This window comes from Flectobacillus sp., from assembly GCF_049240685.1.
In the GTDB taxonomy this organism is placed as follows: domain Bacteria; phylum Bacteroidota; class Bacteroidia; order Cytophagales; family Spirosomataceae; genus Flectobacillus.
Genome location: NZ_JBMLSD010000217.1, coordinates 4,781 through 24,134 on the forward strand (window position 1 = coordinate 4,781; position 19,354 = coordinate 24,134).

Here is a 19,354-nt window from a genome sequence, read left to right on the forward strand (position 1 = left end):
TAGTTGGCTATTTCCTAATCAAAAGAATTCCTTCTAAGCAAATTTATTAAGTTGGGGGGATAGGCGAGTGTAGGCGGTAGGCAATAGGCGATAGGCGATAGGCGATAGGCGATCTGCGGTAGGCGATCAGCAATAGGCGATAGGCAACGAGTGGAATTGTTTTTTAGTAACAACAGATATTTTTTGCCGAATGCCCAAAGCTGAGAGCCGGCAGCTCAAAAATTAAATTTAAGTTTTGTGTTTTAGCAAACAGGCAACGAGTGACTATTGCCTGACAATTAATTGAAATTTTTATTCTAGTCTTAGAGACGCAATGCTTGTGTGCCAATAATTTTCTCAAGCCGAGTAAAATCTAACATGATAATACCAAAAAAAGCGGTCGGAAAATTTTCCTGACCGCTTTTTTGCTGAAAACTTGAAGAGAAATCCCTATTTAAAAATTCGGGATAACCTATGTGTTTTTTAAAATGCCTTATACGAGAATAACTTCTCAGATTTTTAGAGATAAGTAAAAGGAAAAATTAAACTAATAGTATATCTGAGGTAAACTTTGACTATAATCTTTTGTTTATGAATGTCTTCAAATAACCGATATACTGTTATCTAATAACATTTTCCTTCTTGAGAATATCTTGTTAAAATCTTTATTTTAGTTAAGATTAAAATGATTCTGTTTCTTGAAAAACTCTATTTGGGTAGTACATAAATAGAGATATAATTAAATTCGACCTTCGTAAAAATCAAACTTATAGCTTTAAAGTATTTAATAAAAATACTTATGATATTGACATCAATTTATTCACTTTTCAACTAATACTTCCTTTTTTTCAGTCATGGTTGAAAAATATTTTGTACCACAATTAAGGCAAGTGTAGTACTTCAAATTTGGGACAAAAAATAAAAATGTCTTTAAAAATATACCTCTCTTAGTACGTGTACCATAAGGATTGCCACAGCTGGGACATTTTCTGCTACTAGACTTTCGAACGAAAAAGTAGACTACAATCGATAATTGTATAATGGCATACAAAATTACGATTAGGAATAAAGGATTGATCGATTCTTCAAACATACCACTTAAATATAATATTGCGTGTTAAATACAGAACCAAGCCGACAAGGTAATTCTTGGCCTCATAAATTCAAGGATTAAGCAAGAAATATGTATTAATTTAACAAAGCCAACCAACACTGGCGCATGTGGTTCATGGACGGTTTTATAAGTAGATAATTTGGGTGTTACGATTATAAAGCATTTTCTGTTGACCAAATTCCGAAAAAAAACGTTAAAATCCAATCTATTGTCGCTGATTTTTGAGGGAAATTAGGGAGTGGTAATTTTTGATTAGTGTTGTAAGGATAGATTTTGGGAGATAATAATACTTTAGCGATGAAAATGATGATTCAACCGATTAGATTCCTCAAAGCTCATAATTGTAATAAATTCATGAGTCATTATTTGAAAAATATCTAAATCAATAAAGTACAAAATTGAAAATAGTTAGTAAATTACCAATCCATTTCAGCCAAACTTTTCCTAACTTGAGCATGAAGTACTCATCCAAAGCGTTTTGGCTCGATGATTTTAGTCAAAAAAAAATGAGTTATTCACAATCATAGACCAATTTTTACAAACTTTGTTTTCTTTTTATCTACACATAAAAAAGCTTGGTCTATACATAAAATTCATTGGTCTACAAGAGTCTATTTTCGGGCTTTCTTCCTCTTTCTTGCACTAAACAAAAGCACTTCTTGGACGGTCTAACCAAGCAAAATCCGAGTGAATATAATTTCATCTTTATCTAAAATATATTTATGATAACCTATTTCCGAATCGCTCTGTTGATGTTAATCAGCGTAGGAGCTTGGGCACAAACAAGTCGTTTAACAGGCAAATTCGTTGACGCAAAAGGGGAAGCATTAATTGGTGTAAATGTTGTTTTGACTAATCCAAATGATGTCAAAGATAAGCATTTTGGCCCCTCTGATGTCAATGGACGCTTTATTATCAATCGTTTACCTCTAAACACTACATACCAACTAAAAGCTACTATTGTCGGCTATAAAGAACTTACCAAAAATATTACTATTGCCAAGGAATTCAACAACTTAGGCGATATTGTTTTACAAGAAAGTACAAACGAACTGAACGAGGTTGTGGTAAAAGGCAAAGCCGCCACAATGGTGCAAAAAGGCGATACGCTTCAATACAATGCAAACGCATTTAAGACTGCACCAGATGCAAACGCAGACGAATTAGTCAAAAAACTACCAGGAATAACCGTAGAAAATGGCCAAATCAAAGCACAAGGCGAAAATGTAGCCCAAGTCTTGGTGGACGGGAAACCCTTTTTTGGAGATGACCCCAATATCGCTCTCAAAAACCTACCTGCCGAATTGATTGATAAAATTGAAATTATGGATCGTTTGAGCGACCAATCCCAACTAACAGGCTTTAACGACGGTAATACTACCAAAACTATCAATATTGTGACAAATCCCAATCGTAGAAATGGACAATTTGGGAAGGTATACGCTGGTCTGGGTACCAACGATAACTATTCGGCTGGAGGAAACATTAACTTATTTAACGGAGAAAAAAGATGGTCGATTTTAGGGATGAGTAATAATATTAATCAGCAAAATTTCTCTAGTCAAGATTTGTTGGGAGTAAGCAGCAGTAGTAGTGGAGGTGGAAATCGCGGTGGAGGCGGAGGCGGTAATCGAGGAGGCGGAAATTTCGGCGGTTCGTCTGATAACTTTTTGGTTGGGCAACAAACTGGTATCAATACCACCAACTCTTTTGGGGTAAATTATACCGATAACTTGGGAAAAAAACTGGCTATTAAAGGAAGTTATTTTTTTAATAATAGTAACAACAATAACACTCAGTCGACCTACCGAACTTACTTTTTGAGCCAAGCGGCCAATCAATATTATGATGAACAGTCAAATAGCTCAAGTAATAACTACAACCACCGTTTGAATCTCCGTTTGGAATATACGATTGACCCCAAAAATACAATTATTTTTACACCAAGATTAAATCTACAAAACAATAACTCTACAAGCATTGTGGATGGTTTGACAACAGATGCGAGTAATCAAAAATTGAACCAAACCTCTAATAATACTACTGCCAAACGAACTGGTTATACATTTAATAATGATATCCTATACCGTCATAGTTTTGCCAAAAGAGGTCGTTCTGTTTCATTAAATTTGAGTACGGCTCTTAATGATAGAAATGCAAACAGTAACTTGATTTCAAACAACCAATATTTCACAAGTAATACCAGCTCGTCAACCAAGCAAATTTCGGTTACCGATACCAAAGGTTATACATTATCAGCCAATTTGGTGTATACCGAACCTATCGGAAAGGGCTTGCTCCAAGGTACTTACAATGTGTCTTTTAATAATAATAAGAGTGACAAGGTCACAAATAAATTTAATCCAACTTCGAACGAATATTCTGTTTTGGATTCGTTATTGTCCAATAAATTTGATAATGACTATCTAACTCATCGTGCAGGCTTGGGATACAACTTGCGTATGAAAAGTGGTAACCTCAATGTAGGAGCTAATTATCAATCGGCGGAGTTATCGGGTCAACAGCTTTTCCCAAGAACTACACAAGTTGAAACCAGTTTCCAAAATGTGCTACCATATTTGCAGTTGGATTACAGATTTTCGCAAGATAGTCGTATTCGATTCAACTACCGTACCTCTACCAATGCGCCGAGCATTACCCAGTTGCAAAATGTGTTAGATAACACCAACCCACTCTTCTTGACTAGTGGTAATCCTAATTTGCAACAAGAATATAGTCATAACTTGAATGTTAGATACACCTATGGTATTCCGGCAAAAGCCCTAACTTTTATGATTTTGGGAAATCTTGAATATACCACAAATCCAATTGGAAACGAAGTGATTATTGCGCAGCAAGATATGATTATAGATAGAGGTGTTACTTTGAGAAAGGGAGCTCAGCTTACGCGTCCAATCAATTTTGACAACTCGCTCAACATGCGCTCGTTTATGGTAGTTGGGTTCCCGCTATCATTTATCAAAACAAACGTAAACCTGACCTCAAGCTATAATTATTCAAAATTACCAGGGAAAATCAACGACCAATTAAATACAAGTAATCAATACAATTTTAATCAAGGAATTACTTTTGCTAGTAACATCAGTACGAATATCGATTTTAACCTAACTTATAACCTTGGTTACAATCAGGTAGACAATACGCTACAGCCACAGCTAAATACAAAATACTATGTGCATACTGGCACGGGTCGTTTGAATTTGATATTTGGTAAAGGCTTTTTATTTCAGTCAGATTTGAGCTATTACCGTTACAATGGTCTGTCAGATTCTTTTAATCAACAGTTTATCCTTTGGAATATGTCCGCAGGTAAAAAATTCCTAAAAAATCAGCGTGCCGAAGCCAAAATTACTGTTTTTGATGTATTGAAACGAAATAATAGTATTACACGTACTGTTACAGATACCTACATTGCCGATGTACGCTCTAATGTATTGACTCAATACTTTATGCTTACTTTCACTTACAATATCCGTAATTTTAAAGGGAATAGCTAGAGGTAATTTTGATGAAAAAACTGCCAAGATATCATTAATAGGAGTGCGAAAAATTTAGGCATAAGGCAACAGGCACTAGGCAAAGCGTGTTAAAATGTTTTTAACGACCACGGACAAGCATTTTTCCCAAAGCCCAGCGCCGAAAGCCCATACCTGAAAGCTTAAAGCACAATCTTAAACTTTATTTTGCGTACTAACTTAGCACGACTAATCCCAAATTTTGGGTTTAGGATAATCTTCCAAATTTTATAAAAAGGGGTCGGGAAATATTTTCCGACCCCTTTTTTGATGCTATTATACTTGATTTTACAAACATTGAAACGCAAACCTTGTGCTTCTTGAGCTAGAATAAAAAATCTATTTTACATAACCATACTCCATTGCGAGTTTTAGAAGGCTTACCATGTTTTTTACATCAAATTTGGTCAAAAGGTTACTTCTATGCGTTTCCACTGTTTTTTCACTAATACACAAGTTGTTGCCTATTTCTTTGGTAGTCAGTCCTTTAGCGATTAATTCCAGTATTTCTTTTTCTCTTCTTGTAAATTTCAATTCATGAAGATTCCTTTCCTGATTTTTTTGTCGGCTCAAACCATTCATGATAATTTCGGTGACGGCTTGACTTTGGTAGTTTTTGCCTTCATTAACCTCCCGAATAGCACGTAGAAACTCCTCTCTACCAGTGTTTTTTAGTAAATAACCCGAAGCGCCATTTTTCAACATTTTGGTGATAAAACTTTCTTCTTGATACATGGATACCGCAATTACTTTTGCCAAGGGATAGTTTTCGGATAGTGTCTTACAAATATCTAATCCACTTTCATTTCCCAAATTGATGTCCAATAAAATCACTAATTTTTCATTCGATTTTACTAAGTCATAAAGTTCTTGTGCAGTTTGGCATTGCCCAACTACCTCAATATCCGACTCCAAACCCAAGATATGAGCTAGACCTTCTGTAAAAATTTTATGGTCATCTACTAAAATTACACGAATCATCTGTTTTTTTGTCAAAAATCTATGTGTTATGAAAAGTATTTGCTCTTTATTGGTTTGGACTTGTGTTTTCTTTAGGATAACTAATCTACTTGCGCAAACCTTTCCGCATCCAGATTCCTTGTATACCAAGGCGCAATTGGAGCGATTTATTCAGGATTTTCAAGTCAAAAACAATATCCGTGGTTTGGCCATGACCTATTTGGTTCAAGCCAAAAACCAAGAGCGTTGGAATTTATCAGACGAATCCCCGATTGATAGCTATCGCAAAAGTATGGATTATTTCCGAGTCCTTGGTGATTCGTTGAACTACTATGAGGTAAAAGGTTCATTAGGAGCCTACTTTATGGATCGGCCGCTTTTTGCCAATTATGCCAAAGAGTATTTGACAAAGGCGGTTCAATATTTTAGAAAAATACACCGACCCGATTTAGAAATAGGTCACATGATTAACTTAGCCAACTTGGCTATAAGGCAAAATCAGATGTCTCTAGCCAAAGAATATTTGCTTCGTTCGGACGAATTACCAAAATCCATGCTTTCGACTGGTAGGATAGAAGCCGCCTGGGCTGATTGGTATCGTGGTGAAGGCTATTTTACAGAGGCTATTGCAAAGGCTCAGCATAGTCTAAAAATTGCCAAAACTCTCAAAGTAGCATGGCTTGAAGCCGTTTCTTATTTTTATTTAGGGTCTGTATTTAGGCAGCAAGAAAACTACAAGCTAGCGATTGAATCTTTGAAATTGGCTCAAAAAATCACCGAGCGTTATTTTAGCATGTTGTTGTTAAGAAAAGCCATTTATGAAGAGCTAGGGCTGGTTTACAAAAAACAAAGACTGTTTGAAAGTGCATTTGACTACACTTTTTTGGCCTACAAGGCTCAGCAGTTGGTAGAAAGCTCTAAATTGGAAGTTGAAGTTAGGCAGTATCGGGAATATCAATTATTGGAGGAACAGCAGGAAAAAATTTCTAAAATAGCTTTAGAAAAACGCCTAGCAATAGCCGAATTAGATTCGCTGAAGGCCACCCAAAGAATATATATCTTGACTATATTGATGGCCTTTTTGTTGTTGATTTTGATGCTATATGCCTATTTTTCAAAGCAAAAGTTGGCAAGACTTCAGGCAGATAAAGTTTTCAAAACAGCCCAAATAGATAGCCTTCAAGCCTTAATCAATGGTCAGGAACAGGAACGATTACGGATTTCTCAGGATTTGCACGATGGACTTGGGACTTTACTTTCGCGTATCAAAATGATGATGGATGCCCCGCTTTGGAACAATATACAGTTGCAACAAATGCTCGATGATGCCTGCACCGAGGTGCGAAATATTTCGGGGAATCTCCAGCCTTCTAACCTTCAAAATTTTGGATTGATTGCTGCTATAGAAGATTTGGTCAGCAAAAACTACCTTGGAAAAACGGAGATTATTTTTCAAGTATATGGTGAATATTTTGACATTGGGAAGGAAAAGTCTCTGATGATTTATCGAATCGTTCAGGAATTATTGGCAAATGCCTTGAAATATGCAGAGGCATCCGAAGTGATTATTCAGATTAGTTTTCAAAAAAAACATATTCATTTGACTGTCGAGGACAATGGGAAGGGCTTCGACACCAATATTGCAGAGCATTCTATGAGAGGGTGGCGGAATATTCGCTCACGATTGGATTATTTACAAGGCACGCTTTCGATTGAAAGTGACTCGCAGTTTGGTACTGCCATAAATATAGAGGTAGAATCTAACTAGTGATATTCATCCGCAATAGGCATCAGGCACATACTAAAGAGTTTTACCTTGTTTTTTAGTAACCATAAATAGGTTTTTGCAGAATGCCCAAAGCTGAAAGCCACAAGCTCAAAAACAAAACTCAGGGTTTACCCTGAGTTTTGTTTTTGAGGAATAACCCTGAATTTTATAAGATAAAAAAAATAGAAATTTGTACAAAATAAAGACTAAAGGCATTTCACATCCGCATATTACAAAGTATCCAAAAAACACATAAGTATATATTTTGAAAATTGAATTGGGAGCTGCATTTTACTTTTGGGCGTAGTCTAATCTGCGCCTAAAGTAAAATCTCCTTGATAGTTAATTGGTTATTCTAAGTATTATATGACACGATATTTTAAGAAACTCCTCCATATAGCAATATTTTGTGCAATGGCAAATCTTTCATTTGCACAAAATGGCTCTCTGCTTCAAAATGAACCTTTTGATTTAAGTCGTGACTTTCGGGATTTTACCAATACTTATTTTTTGGCCGATAGTTTGGCTTGGTTTAATCCCACAACTGGACAAGGACAATTGAAATGGAGACGAAATCAATATTATCCTCAACATGCCTTTAATAATACGATGGCGGGAATACATAAAGTTCCTGGCAACGAATTTCCAGGGATTGAATATGCAGTTGACCCCGTGCTTCCGTTCAGTATAGAGTTTGTATCTCCCAAAACGATTCGTATCAAAGCACAAACTGGCTACGTCGCGCCTGCTACCGAACCCTCATTGATGTTGGTCAAAGAGCCCAATAAAGATGCCTCGTGGATATACACCAAAACGAAAAACGGTCACCAATATAAAGGCACATTTGGGACAGTACTTATTACCGAAAATCCTTGGGCGATTGAGATTCATGACGCCAATGGAAAATTACTGACCAAAACACGCCATCAAGTAGATGGGAAAACGTCTTTTACTCCTTCGTTACCTTTTTCCTTCGTTCGTCGTGCGTCTGATTATTCTCGAAGTGTGGCAGCTGTTTTTACGCTATCCCCCGATGAAAAGATTTTTGGATGTGGAGAGTCGTTTACAAGACTAAATAAATACGGGCAAAAAGTAAATCTTTACACAACCGACCCCAATGGCGTTGAAACGAGTGGAATGTATAAGCCTATTCCATTTTTTATGAGCAGTCGTGGGTATGGGATGTTTATGCACACCTCTTCACCTATCACTTGTGATTTTGGCGCAACCTTTGGTGCTTCCAATGCCCTATTGATTGGAGATGAAAGTTTGGATTTGTTTGTTTTTTTAGGCGACCCAAAAGAGATTCTGGATGAATATACCAATATTACTGGCAAGGCTTCAATGCCTCCACTTTGGTCATTTGGCTTGTGGATGAGTCGTATTTCTTATTTTTCCGAGCAGGATGGCCGAACAGTTGCCAAGCAATTGAGAGAGTATAAAATTCCTTCGGATGTCATACATTTTGATACAGGTTGGTTCGAAACAGATTGGCGATGTGATTATGAATTTTCGAAAAATCGTTTCCCAAATCCTGAAAAAATGATTGCTGATTTGAAGGATCAAGGTTTTAGAACCTGTTTGTGGCAACTCCCATATTTTGTTCCTAAAAATGAGTTGTTTTCTGAAATTGTTTCGAAAGGGCTTAGTGTCAAAAATGCCAAAGGAAATTTACCCTACGAAGATGCTGTTTTAGATTTTACCAATAAAAATACGATTGAATGGTATCAGAATAAAATAGGGAATCTCTTGAAAATGGGAGTGTCAGTAATCAAAGTTGACTTTGGTGAAGCAGCGCCTTTAAACGGTATTTATGCAAATGGAAGAACTGGCTTTTATGAACACAATTTGTATCCTTTGAGATACAACAAAATTGTGGCCGATATTACCAAACAAATTACAGGTGAACACATCATTTGGGCTCGGAGTACTTGGGCTGGAAGCCAGCGATATCCATTGCACTGGGGAGGCGATGCCGAGGCCTCGGATATGGGAATGGAAGCACAACTGCGAGGAGGCTTGTCGATAGGTTTATCAGGATTTAGTTTTTGGAGTCATGATGCTGGAGGATTCGCTGCACAAACGCCCGAGGATTTATACCGTAGATGGGCGCCATTTAGCTTATTTACTTCACATTCTAGATGTCACGGACAACCGCCCAAAGAGCCTTGGGCATATAGTGAGAATTTTTTGAATACTTTCAGAAAAGTTGCAGAGACCAAATATAAGTTGATGCCATATATCTATGCTCAAGCAAAAGTAGCTTCCGAAAAAGGATTACCGATGATGCGAGCACTTTTTGTTGAGTTTCCAAACGACCCCGGGGCTTGGCAAATCGAGAATGAATATCTCTTGGGCGAGGATATTTTGGTAGCCCCTATTTTTGAAACAGGTTCAAATGAACGAAATGTATATCTTCCTAAAGGTAAATGGATTGATTTTCAGTCAAATAAGATTTATGAGGGTGGTTGGCATAAAATTGATGGCGGTGATTTTTCTATTGTGGTAATGGTAAAAGAGGGTGCCCTGATTCCTCAAGTCAAACTGGCACAATCTACAGCGCAAATCGACTGGTCGAGCATCAAATTGGTAAGTTACACCTTAAATGGTATCTCAAAAGGAAAGGTGTATTTACCAAATGATACACAATGGCAAGAAGTAAGTGTTTCTATTAAGGGCAAAAAAGCACAATTGTTAAAAGACCCTTACAATCAAAAAGTAAAATTGAATTGCGTGAGCTTTCTTGAAAAATAATACTAATTAATTCTTCGGTTCATTGCCGATTATCTATCCAATTCTATTAATACCATGAAACAAGCTAGCTTCTGCTACTTGACTGGATTCTTACTGGCAGGATTTGGTCTATTAGCCCAAAATCCTGCCGACCAGATTCGGCTTAACCAAGTGGGTTTTTATCCAAATGCCCCCAAAATAGCGCTTGTGCTAGGTAAAGCGTATGACAATTTTACAATCCTAGAAAAAGAGTCAAACAAGGTTGTTTATCACGGGAAAATCAAATCGGCCATAAAAAGTCCGTTTTCTGAAAAATGGACGCAGGAAATAGATTTTACTAATTTTAAGAAACAAGGTCAATATATACTTTCTGTAGAAAAGCTTGGGAATTCGTATCCGTTTGAAATCAAAAATAATACCCTGAATGGCGTCGCCAAAGCGGCAATCAAAGGTTTTTATTTCCAGCGTGTTTCAGAAGATTTACCAGAAAGATACGCAGGAAAATGGGCAAGAAAAGCTGGACATCCTGATACCGCGGTACTGGTTCATGCGAATGCTGTTTCCGAAAATCGCCCTGAAGGCACTCGCATTCGTTCGCCAAGAGGCTGGTATGATGCTGGGGATTACAATAAGTATATCGTAAATTCAGGCATTACGATGTATACCTTGCTTTCGGCTTTGGAAGATTTTCCCAAAATAGCCAACGATTTAGAGCTTAATATTCCTGAAAGTGGGAATAATTTACCCGATTTATTAGATGAAATTTTGGTAAACCTCGAATGGATGTTATCCATGCAAGACCCTGTGGATGGAGGTGTCTATCATAAATTAACCAACGCCAACTTCGATGGAATGTTGATGCCAGAAAAGGCTAATCAGCCCCGCTATGTGGTACAAAAAAATACCATTGCAAGTCTTGATTTTTCGGCGGTAATGGCTCAAGCTTCAAGAATTTTGAAGCCCTACAATTCAGATTTATCAAACAGGTGTTTGATTGCAGCCGAAAAGGCTTGGCTTTGGGCAAAGGCAAACCCAAAAGTATTTTATCATCAAAATCAAAATAACGAAAAATTTAAGCCTGCTATCAACACGGGCGGTTATGAAGATAATAATGAGGCGGATGAGTGGTTTTGGGCAGAAGCCGAATTGTTTATTACTACTCAAAAGACCCAGTATTGGCAACGCATAGCAAGTACGGAGGTTTATTGGCTTCCTATACCTTCCTGGAACTCGGTTATGCCTTTGGGCGCATTTTCCTTACTAAAATCAGAGAAAATTTTGCCTGCCTACACTGCCAACAAAATGATGCAAATGAAGCAAACTGTGCTGAAACAAGCAGACGAAATGGTGAAGGATGTGAGCCTGCAGTTGTTTAGAACAGTGATGGGAAAATCAGCTAATGATTTTATGTGGGGAAGTTCTTCTCATGCTGCCAATCAAGCGATGTTTTTGTTACAGGCTTTTCAAATAACGCCTAAAAAAATCTATTTGGAGGCTGCTTTGGGAAATATGGATTATTTGTTAGGAAGAAACGGAATTGGCTATTCGTTGATTACTGGATATGGAAGTAAATATCCTAGGCATCCGCATCACCGTATCTCGATTGCCGATGGCGTCGACGAACCTGTTCCCGGGTTACTGTCGGGTGGACCTAATTCTGGTCAACAGGACCAATGTAAATATGATTCTAATGTGCCAGACGAATCATTTTCGGATACGGATTGCTCGTATGCGTCCAACGAAATTGCAATCAACTGGAATGCGCCTTTGGTATATCTGGCGATGGCTTTGGAATCATACTTTCACTAAAATGCACTTTCATACATTTGTTAATACAAATAGTTTTATGCCTATTTTAAAAACCGTAAAATAAGTTCGAATGGTTTTAGTTTGTTGATTATCAGTGCTTTGTTTTGATGTTTTTGTGGGTGTATAGCTTTATGGTTGTGCCCAGATAATTTTCGCTTGTAACTTTGTAGCCTAAATTATTATCAAAACAAACCATTTTATGTACATGAAAAAACTCTTCGGCTTTATAGTTCTATTGCTTTCGATTTCTTGTATTATCGCTTGTAGTTCTGATGAAGATACTACAAATACAAGCCCAACTGTTGACTTTGATGTAGCAATTGGTACTTATACACTTCGCTCTATTGCCAATGCTTCTGGTGTTGCTGTTTCTGGTTCGGGAACTTTAACGGTTAAGCGCGACAATAGCAATACAGCAGGTTTTACGTATGCTATTACTTTGAAGAACGGTAACTCTACCTCAAATGTAAATATCACTAATACATATCTTGTCACGATTACTGGGACGAAAATCAACTTTGGTACTGATCACTACTACCAATCAGGAACTTTGTATGTTTCTGTTCCGACGGGTTCGGGTATTTATACTGCAGTGTTTACTAAATAAAATAATAAAGTAAGGATTATAAGTATATATGCAGAATTAAATTCAAGTTTTGTGTTTTAGGGAACAGGCAACAGGCACAAAGCAAATAGTGTTAAAATATTTTTAGTAACGATAGATATTTTTGGCCGAATGCCCAGGGCTGAAAGCCGAAAGCTAAATGATTAAATTTTATTTTGCCCACTAACTTAAGTTCAAATGCGGTATTAGATTCAAGTTTTGTGTTGAAGGCACAAGGCAACGAGTGTTAAATGGTTTTTTAGTAACGATAGAAATGTGTGCTGGCCTAATGCCTAGGTTTACAGCCTGAAAACAAGTACTAAAATCTAATTTTGAGTACGGACTTTATATATGTTGTTAATCGAATTTTTCAAAGAAAAATGCCATAATATTAAAACAGGAAATGCAACAGATTGTTTGCAAAATTGGTACTAAATTTTACATTTTTTTATTCTAAATTTTAAAAATGTAAATTTCTGATTTTCAATTTGTTATAATTAGCTTGTTCGATTATTGGAAAAGACGTGGAAGTGGAATGAAATTGATTAAACTTTTACTAATGAATGCCTTTCTGTGGTAAGTTCGCACGTTAAAATAAAATTTAACTTTAGTGCTTTAAGCTGTAAGCCGTAAGCAATAGGCAAAAGGTCTTTACAATTTTTTAAAAATTATGTTAACACTCTTTGCCTTATGCCTGTTGCCTTATGCCTTCAACACAAAACTTAAATCTAATTCTGCTTGGTTACTCAAGTTCGCACGCAACATAAAATGTAACTTGAGTACTTTAAGCCGTAAGCAATAGGCAAAAGGTCTTTACAATTTTTTTAAAATTATGTTAACACTCTTTGCCTTATGCCTGTTGCCTTGTGCCTATTTCCCCAAATGTTTATAGTTGTTGTACTAATTATTGGGATTTTATAGTTAGTTTTACTGACTTTTCAATCATCCAATCATACGTATGAATATTTATTTAAAAAAATCACTGTTTCTCTTGTTCATGATAGTGGCATTTTCTTGTAAACAGTCGTCTACCGAAGATCAAGTTTTACCTGTTGCCAGTTCAAAAAGTAATTTTGAAGCGGCGCTTGGGGATTATCAACTTATTTCGCTCACTGATGCCAAAGGCAATCTGGTGGCAGGGACTTCGGGAACTTTGCTTGTAGAGAAAGAAGCCAATGGCTCAGCAACGATTAAAATTAAAATTGACATTAAAACTGCAAATGCTGGAGGAGGAATGGGTTCTAGTTTTAATTATTTTGCCCAAAATGATGGTAAAAAAATACGCTTTGGCACCGATATATATTTTGAATCGAATGAAGTTCACGCTCCCGTAAACGTGTATAATTACCTAACGAATTCTAATGAAGTATATACAGCAACGTTTTTGAAAAAATAAGCTTCGCATAAAGCATCAAAACCTTCTATATACATGAGTCATCCCTAATTTTAGGTTTGGGATTATCCTTCAAATTTTCATAAAAAATGGCTCGGAAAATATTTTCCGAGCCATTTTTGAGGCAATCAAGCTAGATTTACTTGGTTTGAGCCGCAATCATTGCGTCTCTACTGATGGAATACAAATTTTTACTTAATCACTCACTCGCTAAATTATTTATTCCTTTTTATCTCCTTTTAAAAATTCCAAATTCCAAATTTTTTCTGCTTTTTGACCTAAAAACCAAAATGAAACAGCAAGAATTAAGAAGAATACCGCTTTGTGAATGGAGTCCCAGAAGTATTCAAAAAACTTAGTGTAAAGATTGATAAAAAGGAAGGTAATCCCGAAACTTCTAGACGTATAATCGTCTTGTTTGAGTCCATACCAAATTGCCATAATAGCTGCTCCCGCAAAAAGGATTCCCCAGTGGAATAATTCTATCTGTTTTACATGATACCAAGAATCCATATCGCCGTAATTGCCAAAAATAGAAAGTATCCAAAGTGAAATAAAGAGGTATAAAAGCCCTAAAACATAGGTAGGGTGTTGGAAATCCTCTAGTTTTGATTTTTTCGGAATAAAAAAGCTAATTACAGTTAGGATTAGTCCAAAAAGCACAAATCGCATAGGATAGTTCATGCCAATAAAATAAGCTCCCCAGCCTGAAGCATAGCCCGTTTCTGTTCCAAACCACGTTCCGAATGATAATATGGCAAAAATCCAGACAAGTGTGGAAGGAAACCAGAACCCTAAGCCTGCATATATCAAGGTAGACAGTAAAAATAGCATAGAAAAATGTCCACTGCCGTTATCGATAACTTTGCCAAAGTAGCCTACCGCAACAGCCGTTGCCAATACACCTCCCAAGAAGATGGTTTCATTGCTAAACAGATTTTGAGGATGATTTTTGCGACGATTTAGCCCCCAAGCATAGAGTCCAGCTGCAATTCCGATAAAACCAATACAAATAGCGGTATTTGAAGAAGTAAAAAGTTCGGTGATGAGTTCGATGAGTCGATTATCTTTGAGAGCTGTGGCCACAGAGATAATGATACAAATCATGGCAATCCAAAAGGCATAGATAGCCAATTTCATCCAATCAAACGGACGGATTTGAACCTCGGATTTAAGTTTCTCGGCGGTTTCATGGTTGATGGTTCCTCGCTTTTGCCACTCCTCAATTGTTTCTAAGAGAAACTCACCTTGTTTTTTGTTATAATTCATGTAAGAAAGGATTTTACGAATGAAATTTGAAATTAGTAAATTTCGTTCTGGTGCAAATCAAAACATGAATTTTTCACTCCTTTTGCGCAAATGCAAATTATTTGATAAATAATCTCTACCGAAGAATAGGGTAGAAATAAGAAATTGCTTGTAAATCAAGCTTAAGAAGCTGTCAAAATGGGAAGGCTCTTTTTGAAATAAGTTGGTGTTGTGCCTTCATATTTTTTGAAAATAGTACAAAAATAATTGACATTCTGAAAACCTACTCGATAGCTCGCATCTGTTACGCTGGTGCTTGGATCGGAGAGGAGCTTTTTGGCTAATTTTACTCTTTCTTGGATAATAAATTCGACAGGACTTAAGCCAAATTCACGTTTGAAGCTACGAAAAAAGTGCGCTTTTGACATACAAGCCATATCGCTCAGTTTTTCGATAGTGAGGTTTTCGGCCAAATTTTCACGAATATATCTCACCACATGAGCAAAGCGATTGGTATTGATATATTGCATATAGTTATCAAAAATCAATACTCGGGCTTGTGTTTGCATAAGACGAAGCAATAATTCTTGTAAAGCAAAGTTGGCAAATAGGTCTTTTGATACATTATTTTCTTTTGAAACATATACCAAACGATCAATTGTGCTAGCTAACTCCTGGGTGTTTTTGATATGAAAGCGATTCAAATCTATATTCCATTGGTCATTTAATTCTACTTTGGCATATTTTTCATTCAATAAATCTACGGTCTCCTTTATTTTCTCTTCATCAATCGCCAAAGCAATACATTGAGCAGGTGTTTGTAAGCTTGCCTCTGGAAAATCAATAATCATTTCTTCGTTGGAAGGGACGATAACCGACTCGCCCGGGAGATAGTCAAAACGCTTGTTACCAAAAAGATTCATCACCTTCTTGCCACGAAGCATAGCCGTAAATACCAAGTCATTAAACTTTAGACTCACTCGTTCGCTTTGCTGGTGCGTTTCGAAAATGTTCAATTCACAATGATTCAAGTTGAAGGTAGAACGATGCTCTACTAGCGTCTGGAGTTGACTCAAACTGGTTAATGCTTGGGTTTGTGGCGCAAATTTTTTTTCCATGACCAGAATATCTCTTAAATTATGGGGTATTTTCAAAATGGAAGGTTTCCCTTTTTTTGAAGGAAAACAAACTATATCTAAAACTCTTTAAAACAAGTTGAGATTGTATTTGATGGTACAATTTACTACCAAAATATATTTTTTGTCTGCAAATGGGTCTTTTTTATTTCCTATTTTAGCTTTATTCTATACAATTTAACAAATAGTAAGTTGTCAAGATTAAATATGATATTTTATTGTAGAAACATGATACAATACTGAAGATTGAAATGAGATTAAATTGAGAATTTTGAAACATCAAACAACACGAAATCCTTTTAACTCAATTTAACAACATGGAAACAACAGTAGAAGTGAGCAATTTGGTGGCACGTCCACAGTTCAAAGAAAGATATGAGAATTTTATTGGTGGCGAGTGGGTAGCTCCTGTGAAAGGTGAATACTTCCAGAACTCTTCGCCAGTAGATGGTAGCACTTTTACGGAAGTGCCACGTTCGAGCAAAGAAGATGTAGAATTGGCTCTGGATGCAGCGCACAAGGCCTTTGCTACTTGGTCTCGTTCGTCGGCAACGTATCGTAGTAATATTTTGTTGAAAATTGCTGACGTGATGGAGGCCAATCTTCAGTACTTGGCTGCTGTAGAGACAATCGATAACGGAAAGCCCGTTCGTGAAACAATGGCGGCAGATATTCCTTTGGCAATAGATCACTTCCGTTATTTTGCGGGTATTCTTCGTGCTGACGAAGGTTCGATGTCGGAACTGGACGCTGATACAATTTCGATGCATATTCATGAGCCAATTGGGGTAGTTGCTCAAATTATCCCTTGGAACTTTCCATTGCTGATGGCAGCATGGAAACTCTGTCCAGCATTGGCCGCAGGTTGTACTGTAGTAATGAAACCAGCCGAACAAACTCCCGTTGGTTTGTTAGTCCTCATGGAATTATTGCAGGATGTTCTTCCTGCTGGTGTCGTAAACGTCATTAATGGTTTTGGTGTAGAAGCAGGAAAGCCTTTAGCGCAATCGCCTAGGATAGCCAAAGTAGCCTTTACAGGAGAGACATCAACAGGTCGTTTGATTTTGCAATATGCTTCCGAAAACATTATTCCTGTGACGATGGAGTTGGGTGGTAAATCTGCCAATATTTTCTTCCCAAGTATTATGGATGCTGATGATGAGTTTTTTGATAAATGTTTGGAAGGTGCAACGATGTTTGCCTTGAATCAAGGTGAGGTTTGTACTTGTCCATCGCGTATGTTGGTACATGAAAGTATTTACGAAAAATTTATCGAAAGAGTAGTTGAAAGAGTAGAAAAAATCAAAATGGGGCATCCACTCGACCCAAATACGATGATGGGTGCTCAGGCTTCGAAAGAGCAGTTTGATAAGATTCTTGGCTACATTGAAATTGGTCAAGAAGAAGGTGCTGAGTTGTTGACAGGTGGTGCTTCACAATACATCGATGGTTTGCCAGAGGGTTATTATATCAAGCCAACGCTTTTCAAAGGACATAACAAGATGCGTATTTTCCAAGAAGAAATTTTTGGTCCTGTATCTTCCGTTACAACTTTCAAAACTGTTGAAGAGGCTATTGCTATTGCCAATGATAGTTTGTATGGTTTGGGCGCTGGTGTTTGGACACGCGACGCACACGAATTATTGACCGTGCCAAGAGAGCTTCAAGCAGGTCGTGTTTGGGTAAACTGCTATCATGCTTATCCTGCTCATGCTTCTTTTGGAGGTTATAAAAAGTCAGGGTTTGGTCGTGAAACACACAAAATGGCTATTAACCAATATCGTCAAACGAAAAATATCTTGTTGTCAAACAACAAAAGTAAACTAGGATTCTTTTAAACAATGAGTTAGTTGTGAATGGTGAATTGTGAATAGTTGAAATAAATCAAATACAAAAAGGAGCTAGATACCTTCTTTAAGAGTAATTGGTAATTCACAATTCACTCATTCAAGATTCAAAATTGAAGTTATGAATCAAATCAAGATAACAGCTTTGGCAAAGGATGTGGTTCGGCAGTTGCAGAATCGACATGGGCGATTGATGTTCCATATCAGTGGAGGCTGCTGTGATGGCACTCAGCCCCAATGCTATGAATTGGGAGAGTTTAGGTTAGGAGAGGTGGATATTAAGTTGGGGGATGTGTGCGATTGTGCTATTTATACCACCAACGACCAGCTGGCTTTTTGGAAGGATACCGAACTAACGCTGGATGTATCGCCAGGTAAGGGGGGAGGCTTTTCGCTAGAAGCACCTCTAGGAGTAAGGTTTATTATGAAATCTAGTAAATGTGTATTGAATAGTTGATGGACTTGTGTTTTTTGACCCAAATTTGATTTGCTATTTCTATAGTTATTTGGTGTGCCGAATGGTCAAATTTAAGAGGCAGTTATCAGATAGGAGCTCAGTGATGCAATTCATGACGAATTTAAAAATATCGCTATATTTGTAAGACAATAATCCGAAATAGTTATGACAGTCAATCCTCAAAATAAATCATCAAAGAAAAATCCTTACAAGGGACTATTGGAAGAGCATGAACTGCATACACCAGAGGAGAGAAAAAAGAATACCGAAAGGCTTAAAAAAATACATCAACAGAATTTACAGAAGCTGCAAAAATAGTAAATGGCTTACCTATTTAGATACAAACATTATTATTTTTATTCTGAATAATGATAGTTCTAGACTTTCAAAATCTCAAAAGGATATATTATCCTCAAAATCCACTCTTTGGGCAAGTATTGCAAGCTTTCATGAAATGGCAGTTAAAATTAGAAAAGGTAACTCGCCAATCGAATATTCTATAGATGATGCCCTAAATAAAATTAAAGACTTAGGAATAAACATCTTATCTGTAAAAGAAGAGCATATAGCGAAAATTACAGAGATACCTAAAATTTATCCTAAGAAAGGTAGTCTAAAACCTCATGGAGACCCATTCGATTTACTGATTATCTCACAATCTTTTGTAGAAAAAATGCCTATACTTAGTACTGATGAGTATTTTCCGATTTATGATGGTCTTGAGGTAATTGATTAGACGAAAAATTCCGTTGTTTAGGGCTTTGCGCAAG

General features: G+C 36.8%; 12 protein-coding genes. 9 read left to right on the forward strand and 3 right to left on the reverse strand.

Annotated elements, in window-relative coordinates; genetic code table 11:
* Positions 1-1,815: 1,815 nt before the first annotated feature.
* Positions 1,816-4,611, forward strand: a complete 2,796-nt coding sequence (locus ACOVQ4_RS09835) for a TonB-dependent receptor (protein ID WP_421820478.1) — start codon at positions 1,816-1,818, stop codon at positions 4,609-4,611.
* 357 nt (positions 4,612-4,968) lie between these two features.
* On the opposite strand, the gene ACOVQ4_RS09840 is transcribed toward ACOVQ4_RS09835, so the two are convergent.
* Positions 4,969-5,610 carry a response regulator gene (locus tag ACOVQ4_RS09840; protein WP_421820479.1) on the reverse strand — a complete coding sequence of 214 codons (642 nt, stop codon included), beginning with the start codon at positions 5,608-5,610 and terminating at the stop codon, positions 4,969-4,971.
* A gap of 28 nt (positions 5,611-5,638) precedes the next feature.
* Between ACOVQ4_RS09840 and ACOVQ4_RS09845 the strand changes: the two genes are divergently transcribed.
* The 5 genes from ACOVQ4_RS09845 to ACOVQ4_RS09865 all read left to right on the forward strand — a co-directional run bounded on the left by ACOVQ4_RS09845 (position 5,639) and on the right by ACOVQ4_RS09865 (position 13,899).
* Positions 5,639-7,357 carry an ATP-binding protein gene (locus tag ACOVQ4_RS09845; RefSeq protein ID WP_421820480.1) on the forward strand — a complete coding sequence of 573 codons (1,719 nt, stop codon included), beginning with the start codon at positions 5,639-5,641 and terminating at the stop codon, positions 7,355-7,357.
* A gap of 414 nt (positions 7,358-7,771) precedes the next feature.
* On the forward strand, positions 7,772-10,111 hold the full coding sequence (locus ACOVQ4_RS09850) for a TIM-barrel domain-containing protein (protein ID WP_421820481.1): 2,340 nt from the start codon (positions 7,772-7,774) through the stop codon (positions 10,109-10,111).
* 54 nt (positions 10,112-10,165) lie between these two features.
* Positions 10,166-11,899 carry a glycoside hydrolase family 9 protein gene (locus tag ACOVQ4_RS09855; protein WP_421820482.1) on the forward strand — a complete coding sequence of 578 codons (1,734 nt, stop codon included), beginning with the start codon at positions 10,166-10,168 and terminating at the stop codon, positions 11,897-11,899.
* A gap of 205 nt (positions 11,900-12,104) precedes the next feature.
* Positions 12,105-12,506 carry a hypothetical protein gene (locus tag ACOVQ4_RS09860; RefSeq protein ID WP_421820483.1) on the forward strand — a complete coding sequence of 134 codons (402 nt, stop codon included), beginning with the start codon at positions 12,105-12,107 and terminating at the stop codon, positions 12,504-12,506.
* A 955-nt stretch (positions 12,507-13,461) separates the two neighbouring features.
* Positions 13,462-13,899 carry a hypothetical protein gene (locus tag ACOVQ4_RS09865; RefSeq protein ID WP_421820484.1) on the forward strand — a complete coding sequence of 146 codons (438 nt, stop codon included), beginning with the start codon at positions 13,462-13,464 and terminating at the stop codon, positions 13,897-13,899.
* 216 nt (positions 13,900-14,115) lie between these two features.
* On the opposite strand, the gene ACOVQ4_RS09870 is transcribed toward ACOVQ4_RS09865, so the two are convergent.
* Complete coding sequence (locus tag ACOVQ4_RS09870; RefSeq protein WP_421820485.1) at positions 14,116-15,165, reverse strand: hypothetical protein; 1,050 nt, start codon at positions 15,163-15,165, stop codon at positions 14,116-14,118.
* 161 nt (positions 15,166-15,326) lie between these two features.
* Positions 15,327-16,262, reverse strand: a complete 936-nt coding sequence (locus tag ACOVQ4_RS09875) for an AraC family transcriptional regulator (RefSeq protein ID WP_421820486.1) — start codon at positions 16,260-16,262, stop codon at positions 15,327-15,329.
* Positions 16,263-16,597: 335 nt separating this feature from the next.
* On the opposite strand from ACOVQ4_RS09875, the gene ACOVQ4_RS09880 reads away from it, so the two are divergent.
* The 3 genes from ACOVQ4_RS09880 (at position 16,598) to ACOVQ4_RS09890 (ending at position 19,320) form a co-directional block, all read left to right on the forward strand.
* Entirely contained in the window at positions 16,598-18,118 is a 1,521-nt protein-coding gene (locus ACOVQ4_RS09880; protein ID WP_421820487.1) for an aldehyde dehydrogenase family protein, read from the forward strand.
* A 130-nt stretch (positions 18,119-18,248) separates the two neighbouring features.
* On the forward strand, positions 18,249-18,584 hold the full coding sequence (locus ACOVQ4_RS09885; protein WP_421820488.1) for a DUF779 domain-containing protein: 336 nt from the start codon (positions 18,249-18,251) through the stop codon (positions 18,582-18,584).
* A 229-nt stretch (positions 18,585-18,813) separates the two neighbouring features.
* Positions 18,814-19,320, forward strand: coding sequence for a type II toxin-antitoxin system VapC family toxin (locus tag ACOVQ4_RS09890; RefSeq protein ID WP_421820489.1), 507 nt, complete (start codon positions 18,814-18,816; stop codon positions 19,318-19,320).
* Positions 19,321-19,354 lie beyond the last annotated feature (34 nt).

Excerpts from the sequence above, each read along its gene's own strand:
- ACOVQ4_RS09835 (WP_421820478.1), top strand. The coding sequence starts at position 1,816 with ATGATAACCTATTTCCGAATCGCTCTGTTGATGTTAATCAGCGTAGGA.
- ACOVQ4_RS09840 (WP_421820479.1), bottom strand. The coding sequence starts at position 5,610 with ATGATTCGTGTAATTTTAGTAGATGACCATAAAATTTTTACAGAAGGT.
- ACOVQ4_RS09845 (WP_421820480.1), top strand. The coding sequence starts at position 5,639 with ATGAAAAGTATTTGCTCTTTATTGGTTTGGACTTGTGTTTTCTTTAGG.
- ACOVQ4_RS09850 (WP_421820481.1), top strand. The coding sequence starts at position 7,772 with ATGGCAAATCTTTCATTTGCACAAAATGGCTCTCTGCTTCAAAATGAA.
- ACOVQ4_RS09855 (WP_421820482.1), top strand. The coding sequence starts at position 10,166 with ATGAAACAAGCTAGCTTCTGCTACTTGACTGGATTCTTACTGGCAGGA.
- ACOVQ4_RS09860 (WP_421820483.1), top strand. The coding sequence starts at position 12,105 with ATGAAAAAACTCTTCGGCTTTATAGTTCTATTGCTTTCGATTTCTTGT.
- ACOVQ4_RS09865 (WP_421820484.1), top strand. The coding sequence starts at position 13,462 with ATGAATATTTATTTAAAAAAATCACTGTTTCTCTTGTTCATGATAGTG.
- ACOVQ4_RS09870 (WP_421820485.1), bottom strand. The coding sequence starts at position 15,165 with ATGAATTATAACAAAAAACAAGGTGAGTTTCTCTTAGAAACAATTGAG.
- ACOVQ4_RS09875 (WP_421820486.1), bottom strand. The coding sequence starts at position 16,262 with ATGGAAAAAAAATTTGCGCCACAAACCCAAGCATTAACCAGTTTGAGT.
- ACOVQ4_RS09880 (WP_421820487.1), top strand. The coding sequence starts at position 16,598 with ATGGAAACAACAGTAGAAGTGAGCAATTTGGTGGCACGTCCACAGTTC.
- ACOVQ4_RS09885 (WP_421820488.1), top strand. The coding sequence starts at position 18,249 with ATGAATCAAATCAAGATAACAGCTTTGGCAAAGGATGTGGTTCGGCAG.
- ACOVQ4_RS09890 (WP_421820489.1), top strand. The coding sequence starts at position 18,814 with ATGAACTGCATACACCAGAGGAGAGAAAAAAGAATACCGAAAGGCTTA.